Genomic DNA, 23477 nt, shown 5'->3' on the forward strand with positions numbered 1-23477 from the left:
TCAAAAGTGACGCGGGAGGCCTCTCACCGAAGCCTCCCGCGCGTGCGACGTCAAAGGGCGAACACGTAGAGCATCGAGCCCGGCTGCATCCGCTTCAGCTCGGGCGTGGCATCGATGAACCACTTGTCCCAGGCACCGCCGAGGCCGACCAGGATCGCGACATACTGCTTGCCGTCCACCGAGAACGTCATCGGGGGCGCGTTGACGCCACCGCCGGTGTTGAACTCCCAGAGCTTCTGCAGCGACTTTGCGTCATAGGCGATCACCTCGCCGGACGGCTGTCCGGAGAACACCAGGTCGGGCGTCGCCAGAATGCCGCCGAGGTTCGGGAATTCCGTCTCCGCCTTCCCCGCCATCTTGCCAGTGGTGACGTCGATCGCGGTCACGCTGCCCGTGATCTTGAACGGCTGGCTCGGCCCGCCGCCGGTGAAGAACTCGCGCGCCTTCACCTTGTCCGGCGTCATCTCCTCGACCTTGATCCGGTTGCAGCTCTCGATCACCGGGATGTACCAGAGCTTCAGGTTCGGATTGTACGCGGTCGGCGGCCAGTTCTTGCCGCCCATGTTGCCGGGGCAGATGTCCGTTTCCTTGTTGGTGCGGCTCGGCGTGACCGACGCGTTATACTTCTGCACGCCCTGCTTCGGATCATACTCCACCGGCTTGCCGGACTCCGGATCGAGACCCTTGGTCCAGGTCACCTTCTTGACGAAGGGCAGACCCCAGACGAACTTGCCGCTGTTGCGGTCGATCGCATAGGCAAAGCCGTTGCGGTCGGCCTCGAGCGCGAGCTTCAGCGTCGTGTTGTTCGGACCGGGGACGTCGACCAGCACGTTCTCCGCCACGCTGTCATAGTCGTAGGGATCGTTCGGCGTGTGCTGGTAGTGCCACTTGATCTTGCCGGTGTCGGCATCGAGACCAAGCGAAGAGTCGGTGTAGAGGTTGTCGCCGGGCCGGTATTCATTATCCCAGTCCGGTCCGGGATTGCCGACGCCCCAGACGATGGTGTTGGTCGAGGGGTCGAAGCTGCCGGTGACCCAGGTCGATCCGCCGCCGCTCGCCTTGGCGTTCTTGTCGTCCTTCCAGGTCTCGTGACCCGGCTCGTCCTTGCCCGGGATAGTGTGGGTGCGCCAGACTTCCTTCTGGCTCTTCAGATCGGTCGCGGCAATCCAGCCGCGAATGCCGTATTCGGCGCCGGCCACGCCCGTGATCGCCATTCCCTTGACGATCAGAGGCGCACCGGTGATGACCTCACCCTTGTCGGGATCGGCGACCTGACGCTGCCAGGCAACCTGCCCGGTCTCCTTGTTGGTCGCGATCAGGCGGCCATCGAGCGTGTGCGAGACGACGAGGTTATCCCACAGCGCGACGCCGCGATTGTCGACGCCGCAGCAGGCGACCGCGCCGGCCCAGTCGTGGTCGGTCTTGGGATCCATCTTCCAGACCAGCACGCCTTTGCCGCCGTGGGCATCGATCTTGTAGACCGAACCCCAGCCGTCGGTGACGTACATGAATCCGTTCTCGACGATCGGAGTTCCCTCCAGGCCGCCATGCGACCAGATTCCGCCGCCCTCGACGCCGCCGAGATGCATGGTCCAGGCGACCTTCAGGTTCTTGACGTTGTCCTTGTTGATATCCGCCAGCGACGAGAAGCGGGTCGCCGAGTAGTTCTTGTGGTGGTGCAGCCAGTTGCCGGCTTCCTTGTCGGCATTGAGCAGACGCTCCTGGTTGACATCGTCGGCGAGCGCGAAAGAGCCCGCGAGGGTCGCAGCGGATGCTACTGCCGCCGCGAGCATGTGCGATTTAACCCAATTCAACCTTGTCATAGATTCATTTCCTCCGGATCTAGCATTCTTCATTGATCGAACCGCCCGTCACATACGGGCGATCGCGCGAGAAGCCTTGAGTCCCGACAGGTGACAGTCTCACCCGCCGCCTTCCCGTGGTCACTTCTGGACCAGCACCTCCGTCTCGATTGTGCCTGCCTTCTGAAAGACGATCGCGCATTTGAACGTCTCGCCGGGCGTGAGCACCTGGCGCAGCTGCAGCAGCATGACGTGATAGCCGTCGCGCTTCAGCTCGAGCGTCCCCTTGGCCGGGACTGGTATATTGGATATCGAGCGCATCGCCGGCGCGCCTTCGCCGCGATCGACGATGTGACGCTCGGAAAAATTCGCAACCGGGCAGCGGACACGGAGCAGCGCATCGGCGCTGTCGGCCTCGTTCTTGATCGTCATCGTCAAGGGAAGGTCCCCGCCTTCTTTGTCGGCCGCCGGTACGCGCGCGTCCACAATCTGCAAGGATTCGCTAGCGGCGGCGCGATGCATCACTCCGAAGGTGCTGATCAGGCAGAATAATGGCAACGCGATCCATGATCTGCACTTAACGGTCCTGCACGCAACGGCGCAATGCAACCCCCGCTCGAACGACATCAAGTTTTCTCCCAACATGATTTTTACGGCACTGTTTCATGCTTCGTCGCGCGCTGCCAGCAATAGATCGAGAACGCTGCATCAATGCGATTTCGGCACGCATAGCCGTCATGCTAGTTCTTTGTGCATGAGTGATCTCGATACACTTCCGCCTGTGCAGCGCGAAGCGGCGCATGCCGCACTGCGTGAAGTGATCGGCACGGCAACGATCGACGCCGTTACATCTGTCTCGGGCGGCGCCACATCCGCGCAATTGTTCCGGATCGATGCGGGCGGCGAGAATTATTTGCTACGGATCGAAGGGGTACCGAGCCCGCTGCGCAATCCGTATCAATATGTTTCGCTCAGGATTGCCGCCGAGGCCGGCATCGCGCCGCGACTCTATTATGCCAACGAGACGTCGCGAGTCGCGGTGATGGATTTCGTGCAGCGGCAGCCGCTCGGCCGCTATCCCGGCGGCCTGCCGGTGCTGGCGAAGGCGCTCGGCGAATTGCTGGCGCGGCTACAGGCGACGCCGACCTTTCCGTCCTTCGTGCGCTATCCCGACATCGTGGCCCGGCTCTGGGCCCATGTTGGCCGCACCGGCCTGTTCGCACCCGGCGTGCTCGACCTGTGTAACGAACATCTCGAACGCATCCGCGTGGCCTATGTGTGGGATGACACGAACTCGGTCTCGAGCCACAACGACCCGCTTCCCGCCAACATCCTGTTCGATGGCGTGAGGCTTTGGATGATCGACTGGGAGTCCGCCTACCGGACCGATCCACTGGTCGATCTCGCTGTTGTCGGCGACAGCCTCGCGAGGACGCCGGAGCTGCAAGACATTCTGCATCGTGCCTGGCGCGGCCATCCGCTGAACGACGCGCTGCGCGCCCGGCTCGCGCACGTCCGCGCCCTCACCCGTCTCTATTACGCCGGCGTGCTGCTCAGCGCATCCGCCACCGCCCCGCGCACCGCACCCGACACGAGCCTTGCGGCGCCGACGCTGGCCGAGCTCGCAGAGGCCACAAGTGCCGGCCGGATCAAGGTCGGCACCCCCGCGGCCAAACATGTGCTTGGCAAGATGTTCCTCACCTCCTTTCTGACTGACGTCGCGACGCCCGGCTTCGATCTTTCGGTTTGACGCCCGGTCACGTATCTCAATCCGGCGGATTGAAGGTCCGCGCGAAGAACACCGGGGCCTTGGACCTCTTCAACCGGTAGAGCTGCGCCGGCCGGTTCGGCCCCTTGCGCATCTTCGCAACCGGCTCGATCAGGTCGGCGGCGAGCATGCGGGTGCGGAACGCGCTCTTCTCCAGCGGGCGATCAAGCACGATCTCAAAGGTCCGCTGCAATTCCGGCAGCGTGAATTCCGGCGGCATCAGATAGACCGGCAGCGAGGTGTACTCGACCTTGCTGCGCAGCCGCTGGATCGCGGCCTGCAGGATCTCAGCATGGTCGAAGGCAAGCTTCGGCCTCACCTTCTCGCCCTCGACCGCGAACCACTGCGCATCCGCGGCCAGCGCGCCGCCCGCGGCGTGCTCGCCCAGCAATGCGAAATAGGCGTGCGTCGCAGACCAGCCGCGCGGATCCCGCGTGGCACTGCCCCAGCTGCCGAGCTGCTCCAGATACGGACTGACGACGCCGGTCTTGTCCTTCAGCTTGCGCGCCGCGCAGGCTTCGAGGTCGCGATCGCCGGCGATATCGACGAAGCCGCCCGGCAACGCCCAAGACCCTGGGAACGGCTCGGTTTCCGCTCTTGGGCGTTGAACCAAGAGGACCTGAAGCGCGTCTGACCGGATGGCGAAGATGACGACGTCGACCGTCGTCAGCGGCCTCGGAAAGTCGAGATCCGGCTTCTCGGGCATGCTCTCCCCGCTCCTCTAGAGCTTCTTGTCTTGACGCGTTTTCTTCACGCGAACCGGTATCCACTTCGCTCGAAAACGCTCTGGTGGCGTGAACCCTTTCGCGCCCCGGCTTGACAATAACATACTTAGTTGTACAGTCCAACTAACTTAGTTGTTCAGACCAACTTACTATGGGAGTGCACGCCATGTTCGGTCTCCGCTTCATCAAGGCCCAGCCGACCACCTACCTCATGAAATTCCGCCGCGGCGCGGTGACCCAGCAAGGCGCCGGCCTGTCCGGCTTCTATTATGGGCCGGTCACCTCGCTGGTCGCGGTCCCGATCGGCAGCCGCGACGCGGCCTTCATCTTCCAGCAGATCGCCCGCGACTTCCAGGCGTTGACCATTCAGGGCCATGTCACTTACCGGATCAGCGAGCCGCAGAAGGCAGCTGCGATGCTCAACTTCACCCTCAAGGCCGACGGCAAGACCTACGAGTCCGACGACCCGGAGAAGCTGCCGCAGCGGATCCTCGCCACCGTCGAGGTGCTGGCCCAGCAGGCGGTCAAAGAGCTGACCTTGAAGGAGGCCCTGCAGGCCGCCGACCGCATCGCCGGCCTGATCGAGACAGGATTGCGCGGCCGCGCCGATATCGCTTCGCTTGGCCTGGAAATCCTCGGCGTCTCGATCCGCGGCGTGAAGCCGACGCCGGATACCGCCAAGGCGCTGGAGGCCGAGGCGCGCGAAGCGATCCTCAAGAGCGCGGACGAGGCGATCTTCGCGCGGCGCAATTTTGCCGTGGAACAGGAACGCGCCATCCGCGAGAGCGAGCTCGACACCGAGATCGCGGTCGAGCAGAAGAAGCGCTCGATCCGGGAGACCCAGATGGACGCCGAGGCGAGCGTCGCCGCCAAGCAGGCCGAGCTGCGCGAGGCCGGCATGGTCGCCGACATCACGCTGGAGAGCAAGCGCAAGGATTTTGTCGGCCTCAACGCCGAGAACACCCGCACGCTGGCGGATGCCGAGGCCTACCGCGTGGGGGCGCTGATGAAGATCTTCGAGGGCGTCGACACCCGCGTGATCCAGGCGCTGGCCTCAGCCGGCATGCAGCCGGGACAGCTGATCGCGCAGGCCTTCAGCGGCATCGCCGAAAAGGCCGAGAAGATTGGCCAGCTCAACGTCTCGCCCGATCTGCTCAACTCGCTGCTGGAGAAGCCCGCCGCTGTGGAGGTTGCCCGTGCCCGCCGACAATGACCGCAAGATCGTCCTCGTCACCCGCAAGACGCGGCTCGAGGAACTGATCGCAAAATACCTGACCGCGGCGCAGGCCCGCTTTTATGTCGAGCATCTCGGTGCCGACTTCTCCGACTACCAGCGCGAGCACGATATCTACCAGGCCGAGCGCCACGTCACCGTGCAGGCGCTGGAGCAATGGGGACGCTACCAGATCATCGACCGGAGCTTTCTGCCGAACTTCATCTTCGGCCCCGCCGACATCGTGGTGGCGCTCGGCCAGGACGGCGTGGTCGCCAACACGATGAAATATCTCGACGGCCATCCCCTGATCGGGCTCAACCCCGATGCGAAACGCTACGACGGCATCCTGCTGCCCTTCGTGCCGCGCGATCTCCCTGCCCTGCTGCGCGAGGTCGCATCCGACAGACGCAGCCACAAGGCGGTGACCATGGCCAGGGCCGAGCTCACCAACGGCCAGGTGCTCTACGCCGTCAACGACCTCTTCATCGGCGCGCGCACTCATACGTCAGCCGTCTACGAGATCGCGCTCGCCGGGCAGAAGGAGCGGCAGTCGTCGAGCGGCCTGATCGTCGCGACCGGCCTCGGCTCGACCGCCTGGTTCAAGAGCATCGTCACCGGCTCGCTCGCGATCGCAGGCAGCTTCGGCAATGGCGGCAGCGCCCCGCCCTATCTGCCGCAGCCGTGGGACGCGGGCGTACTACGCTTTGCGGTGCGCGAGCCGTTTCCAAGCCGCACCTCGCAGGTCACGCTGGTCTGCGGCAGCCTCGACCGCGCCGAGCGCCTCAGCCTGCGCTCGCTGATGCCCGAGAACGGCGTCATCTTCAGCGACGGCATCGAGGCCGACCGGCTCGAGTTCAATTCGGGGACGGAAGCGCAGATCATGGTCGCCGAGCGCGAAGGTCGGCTGGTGGTGTGAGGCCGCCGGCGCTCGCGCGGCTGGTTCACTCCGGCACCGGGTGCAATCTCGCGAGCTGGTCGATCGACAGCGTGGCTTCGCGCTCCGTCAGCGGAAAGCGCACAATGATGTCCTGGCGGCCAAGCTGCCCCCAGAGCCCGTCCGACGACCATTTCTGCGGTTCGGGCCCGCGCGGGCCATCAAGCCAAACGAAATACCATTCCGTCATCGCAATGTATCCAGACGCTATCCCTGGAAATTTGGGCCTTTGGCGATCAATCCGCAATGCCCAACCGCTGCCGCGTCCGTTCGGCTATTCGTAGGGCGTGCCGTCCTTGTGCAGGAAGCGGCCGTCGGAGCTCGGGCTCATCATGTCGATGTCGGAGCAGGTGATGACGTCGGCGCGCGAGCGCGAGCCGACCTCGAGATAGGTCGCCGTCATCTGCGAACGGTTGATCAGATGGTGTCCGTTGCCGGAGTTTTTCGGAAACGCCGTGCAATCGCCGGCGCGCAGCACGGTCTCGCCGCCGTCTTCCACCAGCACCACCTCGCCCGCTAGCACATAGACGAATTCGTCCTCGTCCGAGTGCCAATGGCGCTGGCTCCAGTTGCCCGGCGGCAACCGCATCAGATTGACGCCGAAGTCGGCGAGCCCGCCGGCGTCACCGAGACGCTGCCGCACGCGCTCGGCGCATGGCGCGGCGAACTCGGCCGGGTAACCCGTCCCCTTGCGTTCCGGCACTTTTGTCAGGTCGATCTTCGGCATGGCTGTTCCCCGGGCGATGGCGGCAAGCGAATGCGCGACCTTATGCGTGGACGTGCATCGATCGCAACGGCCCGCCGCAACCGGGGCGCTGCATCGCGCGCAGTCAGCCGCGCGCGACGAGATCCTTCGCCATCAGGATGTCGTCGTAGTAGCGGCCGTCGATCTTCAGGGCACGCCGCTCGATCCCGTACTCGACAAAGCCCGCGCTGCGGTAGAGCCGATGAGCCTGCTCGTTGCCCTTCACCACGCCGATCAGCACCAGCTCGACCGTTTCAGCGGCAAGATCGAGCGCGGCATCGATCAGAAGACCGCCGACGCCGGTGCGCCGCGCCGCCGACCGCACGTACATGCCGACCAGCTCGCCCTTGTGCCGCCGCTTCGGCCCCTCCGCCACGACGAAGCCGACGATGCCTGCGAGTTCGCCGCCGCGAAACGCCCCAAGTATCACCGCGCCGCGTTCGAGCCGCTCGGCGAACCAGCCGACGGGATGCGCGCTCTCCGTCTCATAGGCGCTGCCGAACGCCTCAGGGCTCAAGCGCAGCGCCTCGAGGCGGATGTCGCGGTAGAGGGCAGCGTCCTCAGGCAAGAGCCGACGAATCTCGATGGGCGGCACGTTCATTTCGAGTCCCTGCGATCGGGTGGATGTCTCACACCAGCGAATAGCAGGTTCCCGTCATTGCCGCGATATCGGCGCGAGCGATCCTGCCGCCGGGCAGAGGCCGCGGCGGATCAACTCACGATGTTGAGGTTGGCCGCCGTGACCGTGTCTACCGTCGCACCGTTCTACGCCAAGGATAGGGCGAGCGGCGTTCTCGGCTTCCTACTGTTCGCTAAGCCCTTGTCCGGAATTCACGTTGGCCAGATCGATGGCCAGAGCGCGGGCAGGTCAGCTCGATCTCGATCAGCCTTCTCTGGCTGAGCGACGCGTCGTTCGTAGTGAGCGGCCAGCTGCAACAGGCGCTTCCTGATGAACGGGTCAGCTTGCTCAGCAAGCGCCCGCACGGTCCGCGCCCTCTCTCTGCAAAAATCGTCGTCCATGGTGTCCCGCTGAAATCACAGCGGGATAGTGTCAGCTAAGCGTGTGACGGCATGTGAAATAGCTCACATTGCCTTGGCATTTTCCCTCAATTCGAGGTTATCAAACACCCGCCCCTGTCATCCAGCAACGAATGCGACGCCGAGCCATGCGCCTTTTCGCCAAACGACGTTGCACGAGTAAGTCTTGCTTGGCGGAACAATAAGCGTGAATTGGTCAGGAAGGGGTGACGGCGGATCATCCGCCTTCAGCGCCGCGCCGTTCTCTGTGATGTCGCCGACGACACAGCACAATGACATGTCGCCAAACCTGATTAACGCATTATCCAGCGATGGATTACGCACAGACTTTCGCCTGTCGGGAAAAGCAATCATTTCCGAGCCCATCAATAACTAATGCAAATTAGATCGATGCTGCGCGTGAAAGATTGCGTTTCTACTAACGATCGGGGTACCGCGCGCGCCGCGACCGGCGCGAAGCCGGCGCCGCTGCGTCACGCTGTGCGCCGGTTGGATTGGCTTTTGGCGCGGCGCCGCCGCGGCTTCTGACGACGGTTTCTGGGTAGATCAAGTGATCTTGCCGCATCCGTTGCCGGCGGCGCAGCGGGCTCGCCGGGCGGCAGATCGGCGGTCGATCGAGGCGGCTCTCTCCGAACGGCGACAGCCGTTTCGAGCGTGGAGAGGAATTGCCGACCTTCTTCTGTGATCGACCAGCCTTCAACATCACGGAGCACGAACCTGGCCGAGAAGATATTCAGGTCCGGCGCATGCGCGAGCAGCCGCTTCATGCGATCGGTCCAGTCCTTGCCGCTGTTCATCAGGATTTCGACGGCATGCCGTACTTCGGCAACGGAGGCCCGCCCGGTGGGCTGGCCGGCCAGCACTTTCAAGACGGTCAGCTGGAAGGACACTTCCCCGTCTCCAATCACTGGGGGTGCAGTTTCCGGCAAAAGGGATCAGCCACAAGTGCGCGACGTCAATAACATGGTGCGGTTAACCTCAACTAAATGGGGCTAACCCGAGCGCGGAGGTTCCAGATTTAACCTCGCCGCGCGACATCAAGCTTAACGCGCGAGTTCGTTTGCCTTGATGCTCAGAAGCCCTCAGACATCAGCGTACCGGATATTGCCCTCCATCCGGGTCCACCATGGCGAAGCCGTCGCGCCAGGATATTCGGCGTGGCGGCTTCGTACATACGAACCGATCGAATTGACTGAAGAAGCCGTATGACGAAGCCTGACTGGATGTCGCTTTGGCACGTGTGGACTGTGATTGTCCCACGGCGAACAATTACGAGCGAGTTGGCTTGGGGGCGCGTCTGGCGACGGTTTGACGGACGATCGTGGATATACAAGCGGTTCGCCGAACTTGAAATCGAAGTGGACCGCTGATCCAAAGCGCCCGCAGGGCTGCCGCGCCCGCGGCTGCTAGGCGGTTCGTAGTGAGCGGGCAGCCCGTTGGAACGGAGGCGCCGCGGGAGGCACGGTGCCAACCGCGCTCAGAAGTTAGCACGAACGCCATTGCAGCCCTTGTTAGTTGGGTCACAGTCGCAGCGGCGGGCCTTCACGTGCCCCCTTGACCGCCATCCTCAGTCGAACTGGATCGGCTCCGATCCCGGATAGGCGTGCGCGACAAACTCGCAGAAGGCGCGGGCCGCCGGAGAAAGGCGCGACTTGCTCTTCCAGGCCAGACCGACGTCCATCGTGTGCACGTCATCGTCCAGCACCTTGACGTCGATACGATGTCCCTCGAGGGACCAGGGCCGATAGACCATGTCGGACAGGATCGTGATACCCATTCCGGTCGCCACCATGCTGCGGACCGCCTCCACAGACAGCGTACGGAAAGTCACGTTGGGGACATGCGGGGTGCGCTGCCAGTAACGCATCGCGGAACGTTCGGCCTCGTCGACCGTCAGCATCAGATACGGCTCGCCGGCAAGATCGGCCAGCGTGACCTTGTCCTTGCGCAACAGCGGATGATTGGCGCAGGTCCAGAGCCGGCGCGGAGACCGCAGCAAGAGGCGTGAATGGATGCTGCGCCGATCATGCAGATTCGAGACAAGCATGATCGCCGCATCGACGCTGCCTTTCACCAGGCTCTGCTCGATGGCATCGCGCTGAAACTCATGAAGCCGCACGGTAATGCCGGGAAAGGATCGCCAGAAGCGCGACAGCAGCGGCGGCAGGAAATATCCGGCCACCGTGTAGCTGACCGCGACGTCGACGGTGCCGTCGACCTGGGTGCCCCAGCGGTGCGGCCCCCGCATCGCATCCGACACGCTGGCTTCGATGGCGCGGGCGCGCTGCAGGAACTGCTGACCGTCGACGGTGAGCGTGACGCCGTTGGAATGCCGGTCAAACAGCTTGTGGCCGAGATCGGCTTCAAGCGCCTTGATCGATGCCGTGACGGCCGATTGCGTCACGTTGAGCGCAGCCGCAGCCGCCGAAACCCTGCCGGATTCCGCGGTGGCAATGAAGTGGCGGACCTGACGGAAAGTCAGGGTCATCAATTTTTCCGATATCAGTGACTACTTTTTCGAATTTTACAATCGCCCCGCGCGTCGAAAAAATCAATCGTTGCTTCGCGTAGGGGACCGCAGCTCGATGACTTCCCAAGGCTTGGAGTTGGTCGCTCGCGACGTCAGCGTCCAATTCGATGGCCTGAAAGCGCTGTCGAACGTGACCCTGGCTGTCCCCCGCGGCCGCATCACCGGATTGATCGGGCCCAACGGCGCGGGAAAAACCACGCTGATCAACGTCCTGACCGGATTCCAGACGGTCGGCACGGGAACCGTCGAGCTGGAGGGCGCCGCGATCGGCGGCATTGCCACGCACAAACTGCGGCGGATGGGCGTCGCGCGCACGTTTCAATCGGGACGATTGTTCCGCGATCTCCCTGTTCTCGACAACCTCGAAGTGACGGGCGTCGGCCTCGGCCAGAGCCGGCGCGACGCGATTGCGGAAGCCAGGCGCGTCTTGACCTGGCTCGGCATTTCGCCGCTCGCAGCCACGATTGCCGGCGCCCTGCCCTATACCGACGAACGCCGCGTCGCGATCGGCCGCGCCATCATGTGCACGCCGCGCTATCTGCTGCTCGACGAGCCCGCGGCCGGCATGTCCGAGCATGAGAGCCACGATCTGGCCGCAGTTATCAAGCGGATCGCCGCCGAGCTCGGCATCGGCGTTCTCCTGATCGAGCACAATATCGGGCTCGTGCTCGAACTGTGCGAACGCATCTTCGTGCTGGATTCCGGCGAGATCATCGAGGTCGGCGCGCCCGACCAGATCCGCCGCCGCGACGCGGTTCGGCATGCCTATATGGGCACCCAGCAGGACGAGGTCGTTCCGGCGCTCGCGGAAGAGGCCGCGGCGTCATGACCTTGCTGGCGGTCAACGACATCACCGTGAGCTATGGGCGCCTCACCGCCTTGCGCGGCGTCACGCTGACCATCGCCGAGGGCGAAATCCTGTTCGTGACCGGCCCCAACGGCGCCGGAAAGTCGACCCTGCTGAATGCGATCGCCGGCGTCGTGCCGACAGGCTCGGGCAGCATCACGCTGGACGGCGCGCGCGTGACCGGCGCAGCACCGGAAGAGATCGCGCGGCGCGGATTTTCGCTGGTGCCCGAAGGACGCAACGTGTTCGGCGGCCTGACCGTCGAAGAGAACCTGAAAGTCGGCACCGGCATGCGCGCCGACCGGACCAGGATTGCCGGCGATCTTGAGTCCGTCTACCGGGATTTCCCGATGCTGGCGGAGCGTCGCCACACGACGGCCGGCATGCTGTCGGGTGGTCAGCAACAGATGCTGGTGATCGGCCGCGCCTTGATGGCGGCTCCCCGCATCATGGCGATCGACGAGCCGTCGCTCGGCCTTGCGCCCAAGATCATCGACCAGGTCTACGAGATCCTGATGCGCCTGCGCGCACAGCGCAAGCTCACGCTGCTGATCGTCGAGCAAAGCTCGACCCGCGCCAAAATGACGGGCGGGCGGATGGTCCTGATCCGGGGCGGCCGCATCGTGCTGGAGGGCGAGGCTGCCGACATGGTCAAGGACGCACGGCTGAAACAGGCCTATTTCGGCTTCGGGGACCATTAGGCCATGACCGCTGCCCTGCAAATCGTGTTCGACGCGTTGAGCCTGGGCAGCCTTTATGCGCTCGGCGCGCTCGGCATCGCGGCGGTGTTCGGGGTCATGCGCCTGGTCAACTTCGCGCATGGCGATTTCATCGCCTTTTGTGTCTTCGCCATGTTGTTGCCGTCGGTCGATGCTGCCGCGATCGTATTTGCCGGCCGGCTGCCATTTTACCTGCTGATCCCCCTGCTGCTGCTGGTCGGCGCCGGGCTGTCGATGCTGTCGGAAGTCGTCGTCTTCCGCCGCTTCCGCAACGCCAATCCAGCGACCATGATGATCGCGTCCTTTGCGCTCGGCTTCGTGATCCGCCATCTGCTGCTGTTGCTCTATTCGAGCCGCCCGAAGTCGATCACGCTGTGGCCAAACCTCGGCCTGCCGGTGGAGTTTCTCGGCGCCCATATTCCGATGCTGCAGGTCGTCACCATCATCATCACGCTGGTGGTGCTCGCGGTGCTGGTGCTGTTCCTGAAGCGCACGCGCTATGGCCTCGAGATGCGCGCCGCCGCCGAGAATTTCACCATGGCCCGCATGCTCGGCGTGCGCGCCAACGGCGTCATCCTGCTGGCCTTTGCCATCAGCGGCATGCTGGCGGCGGCGATCGGCCTGATCCTCGCCACCAATTCCGGCACGGCCGATATCGGCATGGGCGCCAATGTCATGCTGATCGCCTTCATCGCAACCGTGATCGGCGGGCTCGGCAGCGTGCCCGGCGCGGTCGCCGCCGGCTTCCTGATCGGAGCTGCGAGCGTCGTGTTCCAGGCCACCCTGCCGCACGATGCCCGCGTATTCCGCGACGCCTTCGTCTATGGCGCGGTGATCGTGGTCCTGCTGGTTCGCCCGCAGGGCCTGTTCGCCCCGAAATCCGCCAAGCAGCGAGTCTGATCCATGTCGCGGCCGCCATCCGTCATCCGGCAAACGATCATCACCCCGATCATCCTGATCGTGGTGCTGCTGGCCATGACGGCGTTGACCTATCAGTTCGGCAGCCGCGCCTTCAACCGCACGGCGATCGAAATGTTCATCAACATCATGGTGGTGGTCGGGCTTTACGCCTTTATCGGCAATTCCGGCCTGCTGTCATTCGGGCATATCAGCTTCATGTGCCTCGGCGCCTACATGACGGCATGGCTGGCGATCCCGCCTGTCATGAAGTCGATCACGCTCAAGGGATTGCCGGCCTGGCTGCTGCACACGCAATTGCCGATGTGGATCGCGACGCCGATCTCCGGTGCATTCGCGGCCCTGTTTGCGCTGATCGTCGGCCGCATCATCATGCGGCTCTCGGGGATCGCCGCCTCGATCGCCACCTTCGGCCTGCTCGGCGTCGTCAACAACGTCTATTCGAACTGGGACTCGGTCACCGGCGGACAGGGTTCGATCGTCGGAATTCCCCCGACCATGAACGTCTGGGTCGGGTGGCTGGGCGCCGCGGTCGCCATCGCGATCGCCTATCTCTACTCGGTGTCGCGCTCCGGGCTCGCGCTGCGCGCGGCGCGTGACGAGGCCGTCGCCGCCAGCGCCTCCGGCGTTGATATCGTGCGGGAGCGGCTGGTCGCCTTCGTCGTCAGCGCCTTCATCATCGGCCTGGCCGGTGCGCTCTATGCGCACTTCCTGAGCATCGTCAATCCCGGCTCGTTCTACCTGCGCACCACCTTCATCGCGCTGTCGATGCTGGTGGTCGGCGGTATGTACAGCCTCAGCGGCGCGGTGTCCGGCGTGGTCGCGATGTCGGTGCTGATCGAGCTGTTTCGCAACCTCGAAAGGGGTTTCAGCGTCGGCGGCCTGACCGTGGCGCTGCCGAACGGCGCCCAGGAGATCGCGATCGGCATCATCACCATCGTCATCCTGATCTACCTGCCGAGCGGCCTGACCCGCAACCGGGAATTCACATGGCGCGGCTGGCCGCTGCAGCGGCGCCTCGCACCGCCGGTACAGACTGCGCTGAAGGAAACCAACTGAAGTTCGTTGCATCATTGGAGGAGTGGATCATGCGTTTTACCAAGATACTGGGGATATTGGCCGGCGTGTCCACATTGTGGCTCACACCGTCCCATGCCGCGAACGAGATCGTGGTCGGATTCGCGACCGCCGCATCAGGCTTCATGCAGGCCTATGACAAGCCCGCGCAGGATGCCGCCCTGATCCGCATCGACGAGATCAACAAGGCGGGCGGCCTGCTCGGCAAGAAGATCAAGCCGGTGTTCGCCGACACCAAGACCGACCAGGCCGAAGGCGCCAAGGCCGGACTTGCGGTGCTCGACCAGGGTGCCGACCTCGTCATCGTCTCCTGCGACTATGATTTCGGCGCACCGGCCGCGCTGCAGGCGCAGGCGGCCGGCAAGGTCTCCTTCTTCCTGTGCGCCGAATCGATCAAGGCCGGCATCCCCGGCGTCGGGCCGTTCTCGTTCTCGGCTTCGGTGCTGGCGCCGGTGCAGGGCGCGACCATGTCGGAATGGGCCTACACCAAGAAGAATGTCCGCAGCTTCTATCGGCTGCTCGACAGCTGGACCGTCTACAACAAGGGCATCTGCGACGGCTTCGACTGGATGCTGCCGCGTCTGAAGGACGCTACCCTCGCCGGCAGCGACACCTTCAAGAACGACGACGCCTCGATCGCGTCCCAGATCACGCGGATCAAGAGCCTGCCAAAGGAACCCGACGCCATCATGCTCTGCACCATGATGCCGGGCGCCGTCTCTGCCATCAAGCAGATCCGCGCCGCCGGCATCAAATCGATGATCCTCAACGGCTCGGGCGTCGACGGCAGCTACTGGCTGAACGCCGTGCCTGACCTGTCGAACTTCTACGTTCCGGTGCAAGGCTCGGTCTATGGCGACGATCCGAACCCGAAGGTCAACGAGTTCAACAAGAAGTACAAGGAAGTCACCGGCGGCGATCCGTCCAGCCAATACGTCTATCCAGGCTACGTCCTGATCGACGTCTGGGCCAAGGCGGTCGAACGCGCCAAGACGACCGACGCTGCGGGCGTGGTGGCCGAGCTCGAGAAGATGACCAACGAGCCCACGCTGTTCGGGCCGCGCACCTTCAACAAGGACATCCACCACCAGAACCAGGGACGTTATCTGATCGTCGACACCGAGGCCGGCAAGCCGAAGGTGATCGATCAGTGGACGATCTCGGAAAAAATCCCGGTCGATTATTTGATCTCCAAGTAACTCTGCGAGCAAGCTCGCCGCGCATCGCTTGCGGATGCCTCGTCGCATCCGCAGGCGGGCCGGCCGATCGGATCACACGCAACAGCCCGGAACAGGACAACGGGAGGAAAGTGAAATATGGTCGTCATCAATTGCGACATGGGCGAAGCCTACGGCCTCTACAGGATGGGCGATGACAAGGCCCTGATGCCTCATATCGACGTCGCGAACGTCGCCTGCGGCTTTCATGCCTCCGACTTCAACCACATGCGCAAGACCGTGCAACTGGCCAGACAGCATGGCGTCAAGGTCGGCGCCCACCCGTCGCTGCCTGACCTGCAGGGCTTCGGGCGCAGGGAGATGAAGATCGATCGCGACGAGCTCGCGAACTGCCTGCTCTACCAGATCGGTGCGCTCAAGGCGTTCCTCGATGCCGAGGGCATGCCGCTCAATCACATCAAACCGCACGGCGCGCTGTACGGCATGGCATCCCGCAACGAGGACATCGCGGAGGCGGTCGCCGACGCCGCCGATGTCTACAAGGTGCCGCTGCTCGGCATGAAGGGCACGCTGCATCAGAAGGTCTACGAGCGCCGCGGTCACACCTTCGTCGCCGAATACTATGCCGATCTCGACTACAACGCCGACGGCAGCCTCATCATCACCCGCGAACACGATGCCAAGGATCCCGTCGATGCGGCCTCACGCTGCACGCGCGCGGTGAACGAGGGCAAGACCCGCACGGTGGCCGGAAACGACATCATTGTCGGGGCCGATTCCATCTGCATCCATTCCGACACGCCCAATGCGGTTGCCATCGCGGAGGCGGTACGCGAAGCGGTGCGTCCCTATCTGACCGCGCCCTGATACATCGCGCCACGACGATCGAAGCGAACACACGAGGACATTCCATGGCCACTCAGCAGATATTCTCGCCGCTACCGGGGATCTTCTACCGCAAGCCCGCCCCCGACAAGCCGGACTACAAGTCCGATGGCGACAGCATCACGGAAGACGACACGATCGGCCTCATCGAGGTGATGAAATCATTCAACGAGGTCAAGGCGGGCGCGGCGGGCAAGATCGTGCGCTTCCTGGCGGAGAACGAGGAAGCCGTGATGGCCGGCCAGCCCATCGCCGAGATCGACGTTTGAGCCGACCAGCATCCATGACGATCAAGAAGCTCCTCATTGCCAACCGCGGCGAGATCGCCGTGCGGATCAACCGCGCGGCACGCCAACTCGGTATTGCGACCGTGCAGGTCTACAGCAAGGCCGACAAGGACTCGCTTGCCGTCCGCCTCGCCGACGAGGCGGTCGACATCGGTCCGCCGCAGGCCTCGAAATCCTATCTCAACCAGGAGGCAATCCTCGCCGCGGCCAAGGCCAGCGGTGCCGACGCCATCCATCCCGGCTATGGCTTCCTTGCGGAGAACGCCACCTTCGCCGCGGCCGTCGAAGCCGCCGGCCTGACCTTCGTCGGCCCCACCGCACAATCGATCCGCCTGATGGGCGACAAGGTTGCCGCCCGCGAAGTGGCCGCCGCTGCCGGCGTTCCGACCGTCCCGGGCAGCCGCGGACGCCTGGAGTCCGCCGAGGCCGCCTTCGCGCTGGTCGAAACGACCGGCTTCCCGGTGATGATCAAGGCCGCGGCCGGTGGCGGCGGGCGCGGCATCCGCATTGCGCGAACCGCGGAGGAATTTCATCACCTGATGCCGCAGGCCCAGGCCGAGGCGCTGGCGGCGTTCGGCGATGGCGGCCTCTATGTCGAAAAACTGGTCGAAGGCGCGCGGCATATCGAGGTGCAGGTGCTGGGCGACGGCAACGACGTCATTCACTGCTTCGAACGCGAATGCTCGTTGCAGCGCCGCCGCCAGAAGGTTTGGGAAGAAGCGCCCTCGCCGTCGCTGACGCCGGCGGTGCGTGGACTGCTATGCGCGTCAGCGGTCGCGCTCGCCAAGGCGGTGAACTATCGTGGCGCCGGGACGATCGAATATCTCTATGACGACCGCAGCCATGAATTCTACTTCCTCGAGATGAACACCCGCATCCAGGTCGAACATCCGGTGACGGAGATGGTGACCGGGATCGACCTGGTGGTCGAGATGATCCGGATCGCGGGCGGTGAGCGGCTCCGCATCCGTCAGGATCAGGTGCAGGTCGAAGGCCATTCGATCGAGGTCCGCATCAACGCCGAGGATCCAGCGAAAGGCTTCATGCCGAACCCCGGCACGGTGAGCGCGCTCAGCATCCCCGGCGGAGACGGGGTGCGTTTCGACAGCATGCTCTATGCCGGCTACACGGTGCCGCCCTTCTACGACAGCCTGCTCGGAAAACTGATCGTTCACGATCGCGACCGTCCCAGCGCCATTGCGCGGCTCATCCGCGCGCTGGCCGAGCTCGAGGTCGAAGGCCTGGCGACGACCAAGCCGTTGCACCAGGCTCTGGCAGGCGATCCCGACGTGCAGGCCTCGCGTTTCCACACCGCCTGGCTCGAGCCGTGGCTCGCCGCGCATGCCGAGACCCTTGCGGCGGCAACGACGCCGCCGTCCGCTACACTCACTCCGACAACCGCACGATAACCCGCCCCGTCAGCAACAGGAGGCCGCAGTCCCATGCAAACCAGATTTTCCTTCGGCGGCGACGAGCACATCTTTGCCGAAGTCGACGAAGCGATGTCGCTGGAGGCCTTTTTCAAGAGCCTCTTCGTCACCAACGCCGTGCGCGACGCCAGGATCAAGGGCGTGACCGAAATCTGCCCGGCCAATGCCTCCTACCAGGTCAAGTTCGATCCGGATCAGATCAAGCCCGACGACCTCCTCGCCGAGCTGAAGCGGCTGGATTCGTCGACCGAGAAATCCGAGCCGGTCATCAAGACGCGGATCATCGAGATCCCGGTGCTCTACAACGATCCCTGGACGCACGAGACCTTGATGCGGTTTCGCGAGCGCCACCAGAATCCCGACGGCACCGATCTCGAATATGCGGCGCGCATCAACAACCTCGATAGCGTCGATTCGTTCATCAAGGCGCATTCCAGCGCGCCCTGGTTCGTCTCGATGGTCGGATTCGTTGCCGGCCTGCCCTTCCTCTATCAGATGGTCGAGCGCCAGCGGCAGCTTCAGGCTCCGAAATATCTGCGTCCGCGCACCGACACGCCGAAGCTTACGGTCGGACACGGCGGCTGCTTCAGCTGCATCTACTCGGTGCGCGGCGCCGGCGGCTACCAGATGTTCGGCATCACGCCGATGCCGATCTACGATCCGAACCAGAAGATCAGCTATCTCCGGGATTTCATGTGCCTGTTCAGGCCGGGCGACATCGTGAAATGGAAGCCGATCGACCGGCCGGCCTATGACGCTGCGGTTGCCGATGTCGACGCCGGCCGCTTCGCGCCGGTGATCCGCGACGTCTCGTTCTCGCTGACCGAATTCAACCGCGACATCGATGCCTATAATCGCAAGCTCGAGGGGGTGCTCCATGCCCATTAAGGTCTTGAAACCGGGTCTTGCGACCACCGTCCAGGACCTCGGTCGTCCCGGCTATTATCACATCGGCATCCCGCTCTCCGGCGGCATGGATCGTCACGCGCTTGCGGCGGCGAACCTGCTCGTCGGCAACGAAGAAGGTGCCGCCGTGCTGGAAGCCGTCTTCATGGGGCCCGAGCTCGAGTTCACCGAGGACGCGATGGTCGCGGTCACCGGAGCCGAGTTGCCGCCGAAGCTCGATGGCGCGCCGCGCGAGACCTGGACCAGCTTCAAGGTAAAACGCGGCCAGAAGCTCTCGTTCGATTTCCTCAAACAGGGTGCGCGCGCCTACATCGCGATCGCCGGCGGCATCGACGTGCCGCTGGTGCTCGGCTCGCGCTCGACCTACGCGCTCGGCGCGCTCGGCGGTTTCAAGGGACGCAAGATCGAGGCCGGCGATGAATTGCCGGTCGGCGCATCGGCGGCGCCGGTCAAGGAAGGCCGCACCATCGCCAAGGAGTTGCGCGGGCTGCCGGCGGGGATGCCGACCGAACTGCGCGCCATGCCGGGGCTCTATTGGCACCGCCTCACCGAGGCCGCCGGCAGCGGCTTCTTCTCCGATACCTGGAAGGTCGCGCCGGAAGCGGACCGGATCGGCTACCGCTTCAAGGGCGGCAAGCCGCTCGCATTCGTTCCGCGCGAGCCTCCGTTCGGGGCCGGCTCCGATCCCTCCAACATCACCGACGCCTGCTATCCCTATGGTTCGATCCAGGTGCCCGGCGGCACCGAGCCGATCGTGTTGCATCGCGATGCGGTTTCCGGCGGCGGCTATTTCATGGTCGGGACCGTCATTGCGGCTGATATGGACCTGATCGGCCAGTTGCAGCCCAACACGCCGGTCAAGTTCGTCAAGGTCGGGATGGATCAGGCGCTTGCCGCGCGCCATGACCGTGCCGGACTGTTGGCGCGGCTGCGCAGTTCCCTGGCGTAATTGCGCCGGGGCTGCTTCGACAACACGCAGCGTGGCGGACGCAGTCCGTTCGGCACGCTTGTCTGTGCAGCAGATGTCGTCATTCTGTGCGTCCAGCGTATGATCCGATCGCGCAATGCGCGGAACATGACAAGAACCTATCTCCCGCGTTCGGGCACGGGAGTTGCAGGGGAATAGCAAGAAGGAAAGTCGCAGGCGCTGCGACGGGCCGACGGTCAACACCGGAACGGTCCGCGCCAGCAGATAAGACAAGATCACAGTCGACGGCAGTGACGGAGCGCAAGATGCAGACCACTTACGCGACCAACGACATTCCCGCGCAGCAACGCCGGCAATACTGGCAGCAAGTCGTTTCCGACATCTACTTCTCGCTCGACCTTCGCTTCCTCGGAGGGCACGACTTCAACGGCAGTCTGGGTGCCTGGTCGCTCGGGCCGCTTTCGGTCTCCCGCAACGTGTCGGACGGCCTGCTCTACAAGCGCCACGAGCGCCATCTGCTCAATGAACGGGAAGAGTGTTTCCTGATCACGGTGCCGGAGCTTGCGGAAATCCGCTTTGCGCAGGACGGCAAGGAGGTGCTGTGCCGTCCCGGCGCTTTCCTGATCGAACGCAGCCATTTGCCCTACGAGTTCAGCCACCGCGATCCGACGGCGCTCTGGGTGCTGAAAGTCCCGAGCGCGGTGCTGAAGGCGCGGATCTCCCGCCCCGAACGGCTCGCGACTCTGCAATTCGACTGCAGCCGCAGCGTCGGCGGACTGTTCGTCGATACGCTGCGCCTTGCCGGGGAACGCATCGAAGAGATGGACGAGCCGGCGCGAGCCATGATGGGCCGGCACCTCATCGATCTCTTGGCGATGGCGGTCGAGTCCGACGAGCGCGTGCTGGCCGGGCATTCGTCCACGATCCGCAATGCCCATCTGCATCGCTGCGAGCACTTTATCCGCACTCGCCTCGACGACATGCGGCTGACGCCGCAGATGGTGGCGGACGCCTGCGGCATCTCGCTCAGATATCTGCACCAGCTATTTGAAAGCGAAGGCATCACCGTCAGCACCTACGTTCGAACTCAGCGCCTGGCGATGTGCGATGCCATGCTGCGCGATCCGCAGTGCCGCAAGAGCATCTCGGAGATCGCCTATCACTGGGGATTCGGCGACCAGGCGCAGTTCAGCCGCAACTACCGCAGCCGCTTCGGCTGCACGCCGAGCGAGGCGCGGGCGGCGTCGCGCATGGCGCGTCCCTGACACCTCGCCACCCCCTCCTCCCGTTCCAGCTTGAACGTGCGTTAGGCAGCCAGCAATTCAACGCCTCGTGCTCTCCAGCGCAAATCTTCCTGCGCTGAGCGTCAAGAGCTGAGCCGGTGGCCTGCCTACAATCCTCGCGACATCTGCGGAAATCCGCCGGTCGAACCGATCGTCTGTGCCAGCTGGATCATCGATCCGGCGCGCGCAGCCGCGTCACGACCTCGTCCGGCCCGGGCTCGAAAGGAAGTCGTATCGTGCAGAACCTTCGCGTTGCCGTCGACGTCGGCGGCACCTTCACCGACATCTGCATCATGGACGAGGCAAGCGGCCTCATCCGCATCGAGAAGACGGCAACGACGCGCGATCCCATCGAGGGCATCATGGGCGGCGTCTCCAAGGCGGGCATCGACCTCTCCAAAGTGGCGCTGTTCTCGCACGGCACCACGGTCGCGACCAATGCGCTGATCACGCGCCGGCTGCCGCGCACCGCCGTTGTGACCACGCAGGGATTCCGCGACGTCATCGAGATCCGCCGCGCCAACAAGGAAGACCTCTGGGATACCTACAAGGACGTGGTCAAGCCCTACGTGCCGCGGCGTGACCGCCTCACTGTACCCGAACGCATCGATGCGGCCGGCAAGGTGATCGAGCCGCTCGACGTCGATGCCGCGCGCGAGGTCGCGCGCATCCTCAAGCGCCGCGGCGTTGCCGCGATCGCGGTGTGTTTCATGAACGCCTATCTCAACGGCGCGAATGAGCGCGCGATGCGCGACATCCTGCTCAAGGAAATGCCCGATATTCCGGTGTCGATCTCCTCGCAGGTGCTGCCCGAAATTTTCGAGCATGAGCGGTTCTCGACCACGGTCGCCAATGCCGTGGTGAGCCCAGTGGTCGTCAGTTACACCACCAGGCTCGGCGACCGGCTCGCCAATGAAGGCTATACCCGCGATTTGCTGCTGCTGCACACCGGCGGCGGCGTCATGACGCCGGCGAGCGTCAAGGATTTCGCCGCACGCCTGGCCGGCTCCGGAATTGCCGCGGGCGCCATCGCCAGCCGCTACATCGCCGGTCTGTGCGGCTTTCCCAATTCCATCGGCCTCGACATGGGCGGCACCTCGACCGACGTGTCGCTGGCCTATGAAGGCCAGTCGCGCATCACCAAGGACTGGTACATCGAGTTCGGCTATCCGATCCGCTTTGCCTCGATCGAGGTGCTGACCATCGGCGCCGGCGGCGGATCGCTGGCCTGGACCGATCCGGCGGGCTCCCTGCGCAACGGACCGCAATCGGCCGGAGCCCATCCGGGGCCGGCCTGCTATGGCAATGGCAATACCCAGCCGACCAACACCGACGCCAACGTCACGATGGGCCGGCTCGGCACCAGCCTTGCCGGCGGCAAGGTGACGCTTGATCCCGAGCTCGCCCACCAGGCGGTCGAGGATGGCGTTGCAAAACCGTTCGGCCTCGGCCTGCACGAGGCGGCGGACGCCATTCTCAAGGTCGCCAACGCCAACATGTCGGATGCGGTGCGCCTGATCTCGATCAGCCGTGGCTACGACCCGCGCGATTTCGCGCTGGTGGCGTTCGGCGGCGCCGGTGCCCTGCACGGTGTCGACGTCGCACGCGAACTCGCGATCCCCGTCGTGATCGTGCCGCCGAATCCCGGCGTCACCTCGGCGCTCGGCTGTCTCCTGGTCGACATGCAGCACGACTTCTCGCAAAGCTGCATGGTCGGCGCCGATGAAGCCGATTCTGCCGACATCGAGGCGCAATTCGCTGTCCTGGAAAAGGAAGCGCTGGCGCGGTTGACCCACGAGGGCGTCGCCGCCCAGGACATCGTGCTGCAGCGGTCGATCGACATGATGTATCGCGGCCAGTGGCGCTCGCTCGCGGTCAGCGCACCGCGGCCGATCGGCCCGATCAGCGATCTTGTCCAGAGCTTCCACGCCGAGCACAAGCGTGAATACAATTTCCGCCGGGACGACTCGCCGGTCAGCTTCTTCCGCCTCAATTTGAAGGCCATCGGCGTCGTCCCCAAGGCCGAATTCGCCGTGCACAAGGCCACCGGGGCGATCCCGGAACCGGTCGATCGGCGCCGGGTCTGGTTCGACGGCAACGGCCTCGACACGCCGGTCTATCAGCGCGACGACCTGCCCTGCGGTTTCAGCTTCCAGGGCCCCGCGATCATCGAACAGGTCGACGCCACCACCGTGGTGCCGCCCGGCGCCAGCGCCGAGGTCGACAAATACCTCAACATCATCATTCGCGTGAAGGAGTGA

General features: G+C 64.2%; 24 protein-coding genes. 15 read left to right on the forward strand and 9 right to left on the reverse strand.

Annotated elements, in window-relative coordinates:
* Window positions 1–50 precede the first annotated feature (50 nt).
* Together WDM24_RS25240 and WDM24_RS25245 are read right to left on the reverse strand one after the other, a co-directional pair.
* Window positions 51–1823 (reverse strand): PQQ-dependent dehydrogenase, methanol/ethanol family, encoded by a 1773-nt coding sequence (locus WDM24_RS25240; protein ID WP_224741540.1) that lies wholly within the window; start codon window positions 1821–1823, stop codon window positions 51–53.
* Between the two features lie 120 nt (window positions 1824–1943).
* On the reverse strand, window positions 1944–2234 hold the full coding sequence (locus tag WDM24_RS25245) for a copper chaperone PCu(A)C (RefSeq protein ID WP_338701407.1): 291 nt from the start codon (window positions 2232–2234) through the stop codon (window positions 1944–1946).
* Here WDM24_RS25245 and WDM24_RS25250 point away from each other — a divergent pair.
* Window positions 2224–3552 (forward strand): phosphotransferase, encoded by a 1329-nt coding sequence (locus tag WDM24_RS25250; protein WP_338827492.1) that lies wholly within the window; start codon window positions 2224–2226, stop codon window positions 3550–3552. The genes WDM24_RS25245 and WDM24_RS25250 overlap by 11 nt on opposite strands.
* Before the next feature lie 16 nt (window positions 3553–3568).
* Here the strand turns inward: WDM24_RS25250 and WDM24_RS25255 are convergent, their stop codons facing one another.
* Window positions 3569–4276, reverse strand: coding sequence for an NUDIX hydrolase (locus WDM24_RS25255; RefSeq protein WP_338689954.1), 708 nt, complete (start codon window positions 4274–4276; stop codon window positions 3569–3571).
* 185 nt (window positions 4277–4461) lie between these two features.
* Between WDM24_RS25255 and WDM24_RS25260 the strand changes: the two genes are divergently transcribed.
* Window positions 4462–5508 carry an SPFH domain-containing protein gene (locus tag WDM24_RS25260; protein ID WP_338827493.1) on the forward strand — a complete coding sequence of 349 codons (1047 nt, stop codon included), beginning with the start codon at window positions 4462–4464 and terminating at the stop codon, window positions 5506–5508.
* Window positions 5492–6427, forward strand: coding sequence for a sugar kinase (locus WDM24_RS25265; protein ID WP_338827494.1), 936 nt, complete (start codon window positions 5492–5494; stop codon window positions 6425–6427). The genes WDM24_RS25260 and WDM24_RS25265 overlap by 17 nt, the downstream gene beginning before the upstream one ends.
* Window positions 6428–6452: 25 nt before the next feature.
* Here WDM24_RS25265 and WDM24_RS25270 read toward each other — a convergent pair whose 3' ends face one another.
* The 6 genes from WDM24_RS25270 to WDM24_RS25295 form a co-directional block, all read right to left on the reverse strand.
* Window positions 6453–6635, reverse strand: a complete 183-nt coding sequence (locus WDM24_RS25270) for a hypothetical protein (protein WP_338827495.1) — start codon at window positions 6633–6635, stop codon at window positions 6453–6455.
* Between the two features lie 84 nt (window positions 6636–6719).
* Window positions 6720–7172, reverse strand: a complete 453-nt coding sequence (locus WDM24_RS25275; RefSeq protein ID WP_338827496.1) for a cupin domain-containing protein — start codon at window positions 7170–7172, stop codon at window positions 6720–6722.
* A gap of 103 nt (window positions 7173–7275) precedes the next feature.
* Window positions 7276–7791 (reverse strand): GNAT family protein, encoded by a 516-nt coding sequence (locus WDM24_RS25280; protein WP_338827498.1) that lies wholly within the window; start codon window positions 7789–7791, stop codon window positions 7276–7278.
* A 536-nt stretch (window positions 7792–8327) separates the two neighbouring features.
* Window positions 8328–8582 (reverse strand): PilZ domain-containing protein, encoded by a 255-nt coding sequence (locus WDM24_RS25285; RefSeq protein ID WP_166297442.1) that lies wholly within the window; start codon window positions 8580–8582, stop codon window positions 8328–8330.
* A 119-nt stretch (window positions 8583–8701) separates the two neighbouring features.
* Window positions 8702–9118: a hypothetical protein gene (locus tag WDM24_RS25290; protein ID WP_338827499.1), complete on the reverse strand. Its 417-nt coding sequence runs from the start codon at window positions 9116–9118 to the stop codon at window positions 8702–8704.
* Window positions 9119–9795: 677 nt separating this feature from the next.
* The gene (locus WDM24_RS25295; protein ID WP_338689972.1) at window positions 9796–10716 is read right to left on the reverse strand and encodes a LysR substrate-binding domain-containing protein; all 921 of its coding nucleotides are present in this window, start codon (window positions 10714–10716) and stop codon (window positions 9796–9798) included.
* A gap of 97 nt (window positions 10717–10813) precedes the next feature.
* Here WDM24_RS25295 and WDM24_RS25300 point away from each other — a divergent pair, with 97 nt between their 5' ends.
* From WDM24_RS25300 to WDM24_RS25355, 12 genes are all read left to right on the forward strand, one after another.
* Window positions 10814–11587, forward strand: coding sequence for an ABC transporter ATP-binding protein (locus tag WDM24_RS25300; RefSeq protein WP_338827501.1), 774 nt, complete (start codon window positions 10814–10816; stop codon window positions 11585–11587).
* A complete protein-coding gene (locus WDM24_RS25305; RefSeq protein ID WP_166297449.1) occupies window positions 11584–12306 on the forward strand; it encodes an ABC transporter ATP-binding protein in 723 nt (240 codons plus the stop codon). The genes WDM24_RS25300 and WDM24_RS25305 overlap by 4 nt, the downstream gene beginning before the upstream one ends.
* A gap of 3 nt (window positions 12307–12309) precedes the next feature.
* Window positions 12310–13224 carry a branched-chain amino acid ABC transporter permease gene (locus WDM24_RS25310; protein ID WP_338827503.1) on the forward strand — a complete coding sequence of 305 codons (915 nt, stop codon included), beginning with the start codon at window positions 12310–12312 and terminating at the stop codon, window positions 13222–13224.
* A gap of 3 nt (window positions 13225–13227) precedes the next feature.
* Window positions 13228–14301 carry a branched-chain amino acid ABC transporter permease gene (locus WDM24_RS25315; RefSeq protein ID WP_338827505.1) on the forward strand — a complete coding sequence of 358 codons (1074 nt, stop codon included), beginning with the start codon at window positions 13228–13230 and terminating at the stop codon, window positions 14299–14301.
* Between the two features lie 29 nt (window positions 14302–14330).
* Window positions 14331–15518 carry an ABC transporter substrate-binding protein gene (locus WDM24_RS25320; RefSeq protein WP_338689981.1) on the forward strand — a complete coding sequence of 396 codons (1188 nt, stop codon included), beginning with the start codon at window positions 14331–14333 and terminating at the stop codon, window positions 15516–15518.
* 117 nt (window positions 15519–15635) lie between these two features.
* Window positions 15636–16364, forward strand: coding sequence for a LamB/YcsF family protein (locus WDM24_RS25325; RefSeq protein ID WP_029080253.1), 729 nt, complete (start codon window positions 15636–15638; stop codon window positions 16362–16364).
* A 44-nt stretch (window positions 16365–16408) separates the two neighbouring features.
* A complete protein-coding gene (locus tag WDM24_RS25330; RefSeq protein WP_166297455.1) occupies window positions 16409–16651 on the forward strand; it encodes an acetyl-CoA carboxylase in 243 nt (80 codons plus the stop codon).
* A 14-nt stretch (window positions 16652–16665) separates the two neighbouring features.
* The gene (locus WDM24_RS25335; protein ID WP_338827507.1) at window positions 16666–18078 is read left to right on the forward strand and encodes an acetyl-CoA carboxylase biotin carboxylase subunit; all 1413 of its coding nucleotides are present in this window, start codon (window positions 16666–16668) and stop codon (window positions 18076–18078) included.
* Window positions 18079–18111: 33 nt separating this feature from the next.
* Window positions 18112–18987 (forward strand): allophanate hydrolase subunit 1, encoded by an 876-nt coding sequence (locus WDM24_RS25340; protein WP_338827509.1) that lies wholly within the window; start codon window positions 18112–18114, stop codon window positions 18985–18987.
* The gene (locus WDM24_RS25345) at window positions 18977–19954 is read left to right on the forward strand and encodes a biotin-dependent carboxyltransferase family protein (protein ID WP_338827511.1); all 978 of its coding nucleotides are present in this window, start codon (window positions 18977–18979) and stop codon (window positions 19952–19954) included. The genes WDM24_RS25340 and WDM24_RS25345 overlap by 11 nt, the downstream gene beginning before the upstream one ends.
* 284 nt (window positions 19955–20238) lie before the next feature.
* A complete protein-coding gene (locus tag WDM24_RS25350) occupies window positions 20239–21198 on the forward strand; it encodes a helix-turn-helix domain-containing protein (RefSeq protein ID WP_338827513.1) in 960 nt (319 codons plus the stop codon).
* Between the two features lie 254 nt (window positions 21199–21452).
* Window positions 21453–23477: a hydantoinase/oxoprolinase family protein gene (locus tag WDM24_RS25355; protein ID WP_338827515.1), complete on the forward strand. Its 2025-nt coding sequence runs from the start codon at window positions 21453–21455 to the stop codon at window positions 23475–23477.

The organism is Bradyrhizobium sp. 27S5 (assembly GCF_037217225.1).
GTDB lineage: Bacteria > Pseudomonadota > Alphaproteobacteria > Rhizobiales > Xanthobacteraceae > Bradyrhizobium > Bradyrhizobium septentrionale.